The organism is Paenibacillus sinensis (assembly GCF_019904155.1).
Taxonomy (GTDB): domain Bacteria; phylum Bacillota; class Bacilli; order Paenibacillales; family Paenibacillaceae; genus Paenibacillus_AQ; species Paenibacillus_AQ sinensis.
The window spans coordinates 1-346 of sequence record NZ_JAHCMB010000101.1 but is presented as its reverse complement, the minus strand read 5'-3'; the positions used below and the strand labels follow the sequence as shown (position 1 = coordinate 346).

The window sequence follows — 346 nt, the reverse complement described above, 5'->3', positions numbered from 1 at the left end:
TGAAGAGGATCTTATAACATTCATCATTTTTACAAAACCTAACAGCTAAATTTACTATGAATTTGGTGTACTCCATAAATGCTACTGTCTCATCTAAATACACGCAAAGCGGATTGCTATGAACGAGCTTGAAGCAATATGTTCAGGTTGAAATCACTGGAAATCTAAAGGAAGATATTACTGCGGTTTTTCACTACCATCAAGATGAAGAAACACTAAAGCATGTATTGAAGGTTGCTGAGGAAGCCAAAAGAACTTCTAATCGATTCGGAGTTGAACCAGAGGAAGCTGAGCAGGCTGGACTGCTTCATGAAATCAGTAATATTGTTCCTGCAAATATGATGCT

1 pseudogene is annotated in these 346 nt (G+C 37.3%); it reads left to right on the top strand.

From position 1 onward, the window contains the following. Window positions 1-128: 128 nt before the first annotated feature. Window positions 129-346: pseudogene (locus KIH86_RS10720) on the top strand (HAD family hydrolase); the annotation flags it as partial.